The organism is Mesorhizobium sp. M4A.F.Ca.ET.050.02.1.1, from assembly GCF_003997725.1.
Lineage (GTDB): Bacteria > Pseudomonadota > Alphaproteobacteria > Rhizobiales > Rhizobiaceae > Mesorhizobium.
Window position 1 is genome coordinate 1 of sequence record NZ_RZSG01000685.1, and the last position, 3,219, is coordinate 3,219.

The following is a 3,219-nucleotide window of genomic DNA, read 5'->3' on the forward strand; positions in this document are numbered from 1 at the left end:
CAAGCAAGGCCTGCCGTACTATTGTGCAGTGCAGCACGATATTGCCCGTTTGCGGGCAAAATTCTTCGTGACAATTTCATCTGCCTTAGGCTAGTGTGCCCCGATAACCGAGAGGGCGGAAAATAATCTGCTCTCCTACGCGGTCAAAGTCTTGGGAGGATGCGATCTAGGCGCGGTCACTCGCTGCCGCCGGACACCGGAAACAGATCGGACGCGTTTAAATTGCAAGGCCTCGTGCCTTGCATTTTTTTTGTGCAATCATCTGCTTAGTCTGGCAGGTTGCCAAACTGCTTCACCTAACGTCATCTCAACGAGAGTTCGACAGCCGGCTATCGGATTTCCGGCTGAAGCGAGTCGCAAGCAATGGGATGACTTTGGGTCGACTGCGTCGTTAATTCTTCGGCGTCTGGTTGAAGTCCGGCACGATGTGCGGGATGTCGTCGATGCCGAGGCCAAGCCCCCGCGTGATGCCGTAAAAGATGCCGAGAAGAACCAGCGTGGCGATCGTCGTCCGGAACGCCGCACGCAGCATATGCGGTCCGCGCGGCGCGCTGGGAACGGTGCCCAGTGTCACATCCTTGTCCTCATCCTGGGTCCTGAGGCTGAACGGCAGGACGGCAAACAGCACCACCCACCAGGTGGCGAAGAACAGCGCGATGAACGAGACCCAGCTCATGATTGCTCCAGTTCGACCAGCGTGCCGAAGAAATCCTTGGGATGCAGGAACAGCACCGGCTTGCCATGCGCGCCGATCTTCGGGCTGCCGTCACCCAGCACGCGCGCGCCGCTGGCCTTGAGCCGGTCGCGCGCGGCCACGATGTCATCCACCTCATAGCACACATGGTGCATGCCGCCCGAGGGGTTCTTCTCCAGGAACGCTGTGATCGGCGAGTTCTCGCCCAACGGTTCCAGCAATTCGATCTTGGTGTTGCCGACATCGACGAACACCACGGTCACGCCATGTTCCGGCAGCGCCTGCGGCGCGCTCAGCCGCGCGCCGAGCGTGTCGCGATAGGCCGCCATTGCCGCGGCCAGATCCGGCACGGCAAGCGCGACATGGTTCAGGCGTCCGAGCATAAAGCGCTCCGCTTTAGGGGAGTAAGGGAGTAGGGCAGTATGGGAGTAGGGAAACGAGTCTGAACAAATACAGACTGCTTATTCTTCCCTATTCCCCTACTGCCGTACTCCCCTATTCCCTTGTTCGTCACCGCGTGACGAACACCGTCACCAGCGGCTTCTTGCCCCAGGCTTCGTTGGCGGCACCGCGCACCGCGCGGCGCACCGCCTCCTGCACCAGGTCGAGGTCTTTTCGGCGCTGACGGGGGATCGAGTCCACGGCGCCGATTGCCGCATCGAGCATCAGGTCCTCCAGCGTCTCGCCGCTTGCGTCCGCCTCGGCGACGCCGATCGCCACCAGGTCGGGATCGCCGGCAAGCTCATATTTGTCGTCGAGCACGACATTGACGGCGACATGACCGGCAAAGGACAGCTTGCGCCGGTCGCGGATGCCCATCGCCTGGTCGGTGCCGATCAGCCGGCCGTCCTTGTAGACGCGGCCGAACGGCACCTGGTCGACAATGGTCGCGGCGCCCGGATAGAGCCTCAGCATGTCGCCGTCGCGCACCTGCGCCACCTGGCCGATGCCGGACATCGACATCAGCGACCCTTGCGCCACCAGATGCGCCGCCTCGCCATGCACCGGCACGCCGATCTGCGGCCGCACCCATTCATACATCTTGCGCAATTCGCTGCGGCGCGGATGGCCGGAGACGTGCACCAGCGCATCGCCGTCCTCGACGATCTTCATGCCGAGGTCGATCAGCCGGTTCTTGATCTCGAGGATCGCCTTCTCGTTGCCGGGGATGGTGCGCGAGGAAAACACCACGGTGTCGCCGGCCGTCAGCGACACCGATTTCATCTCGTCGCGCGACAGCTTGGCAAGTGCCGCCAGCGGCTCGCCCTGGCTGCCGGTGCAGATGATGACCAGGTTCTCGCGCGGGATGAAGCCGTAATCCTCCTCGGCGATGAACTCCGGCAGCCCGTCCATGTAGCCGAGCTCGCCGGCGACATCGATGACGCGCTTCAGCGAACGGCCGAGCACCAGACACTGGCGGCCGGCGTCGCGCGCCGCCCTGGCGATGGAAACGATGCGGCCGACATTGGAGGAGAAGGTGGTGACGGCGACGCGGCCCTTGGCGCTCTGGATGACGCCCTTCAGCCCCTCGCCGACCGCCACTTCCGAAGGCGATTCCCCTTCCCGCAGCGCATTGGTCGAATCGCAGACCAGCGCCAGCACGCCCTTGTCGCCATAGGCGCGGAAGCGCGCCTCGTCGGTCTTCGGCCCGATCGTCGGCTCCGGATCGATCTTCCAGTCGCCGGTGTGGATGACGGTGCCAGCCGGAGTGGTGATCGCCAGCGACATCGGCTCGGGAATCGAGTGGGCGACCGGGATGGCCTCGATCTCGAACGGACCGATGGTGAATTTCTCGCCGGCCCGGTAGATCATCGCCGGCACCTTCGGCGCATTCTGCTCGCCCTGCCGCTTGGCCTCCAGCAGGCCGGCGGTGAACGGCGTCATCCAGGCCGGCGCCTTCAGCCTCGGCCAGATGTCGAGCAGAGCGCCGTAATGGTCCTCATGTGCGTGAGTGATGACGATGCCGCGCAGACTGTCGAGGTTCTCCTCGATGAAGCGCGTGTCGGGCAGGATCAGGTCGACGCCCGGATGCGCCGAATCCGGAAAGGTGACGCCGACATCGACGACGATCCACTCGCGCGCATCGGCCGGCCCGTAGCCGTAGAGGGCGAAGTTCATGCCGATCTCGCCGACGCCGCCAAGCGGCACGAAGACGAGTTCGGCGTTTTCCGCTTTCGCCATGTTTCTTCCCTTCCTGGCCGGTCAGGCCAAGTCCGTTACCTTTGGGCCGACGCGACAGCGCCGAAATGCACGTCGCCGGCGGCGATCGTCACGACAGATCCCTCATCGTCGCGGATCACGAAACGGCAGTCCTCGTCAATGGTCTCGAACGTCCCGCGCACCACATTACCGTCAACCCTGACAGCAACCTCACCGCCGAGCCCCGCGGCGCGCGCCAGCCAGCGCCGCCTGACGGCGGCAAGCCCGCGCCCGTCGTCCCACAGCCGGGCATTCTCGTTCCAGGCATCCGACAGCGCCAGAAACAGGGTTTCGGCATCGCAATTCGCGCCAAGCGCGCGCAGCGA

3 protein-coding genes and 1 pseudogene are annotated in these 3,219 nt (G+C 64.1%); all 4 read right to left on the reverse strand.

Annotated features, from left to right (window positions below; genetic code table 11):
* Nucleotides 1-391: 391 nt before the first annotated feature.
* A complete protein-coding gene (locus tag EOA33_RS29295) occupies nucleotides 392-676 on the reverse strand; it encodes a DUF1467 family protein (protein ID WP_126054035.1) in 285 nt (94 codons plus the stop codon).
* The gene (gene mce, locus EOA33_RS29300; RefSeq protein ID WP_126054034.1) at nucleotides 673-1,077 is read right to left on the reverse strand and encodes a methylmalonyl-CoA epimerase; all 405 of its coding nucleotides are present in this window, start codon (nucleotides 1,075-1,077) and stop codon (nucleotides 673-675) included. The genes EOA33_RS29295 and mce overlap by 4 nt, the downstream gene beginning before the upstream one ends.
* A gap of 127 nt (nucleotides 1,078-1,204) precedes the next feature.
* The gene (locus EOA33_RS29305) at nucleotides 1,205-2,875 is read right to left on the reverse strand and encodes a ribonuclease J (protein ID WP_126054033.1); all 1,671 of its coding nucleotides are present in this window, start codon (nucleotides 2,873-2,875) and stop codon (nucleotides 1,205-1,207) included.
* A 35-nt stretch (nucleotides 2,876-2,910) separates the two neighbouring features.
* Nucleotides 2,911-3,219: pseudogene (locus EOA33_RS29310) on the reverse strand (biotin--[acetyl-CoA-carboxylase] ligase); the annotation flags it as partial.

Bases quoted from the DNA above. Each gene is read 5' to 3' on its own strand.
- EOA33_RS29295 (WP_126054035.1), bottom strand. From the start codon at position 676: ATGAGCTGGGTCTCGTTCATCGCGCTGTTCTTCGCCACCTGGTGGGTG.
- mce (WP_126054034.1), bottom strand. From the start codon at position 1,077: ATGCTCGGACGCCTGAACCATGTCGCGCTTGCCGTGCCGGATCTGGCC.
- EOA33_RS29305 (WP_126054033.1), bottom strand. From the start codon at position 2,875: ATGGCGAAAGCGGAAAACGCCGAACTCGTCTTCGTGCCGCTTGGCGGC.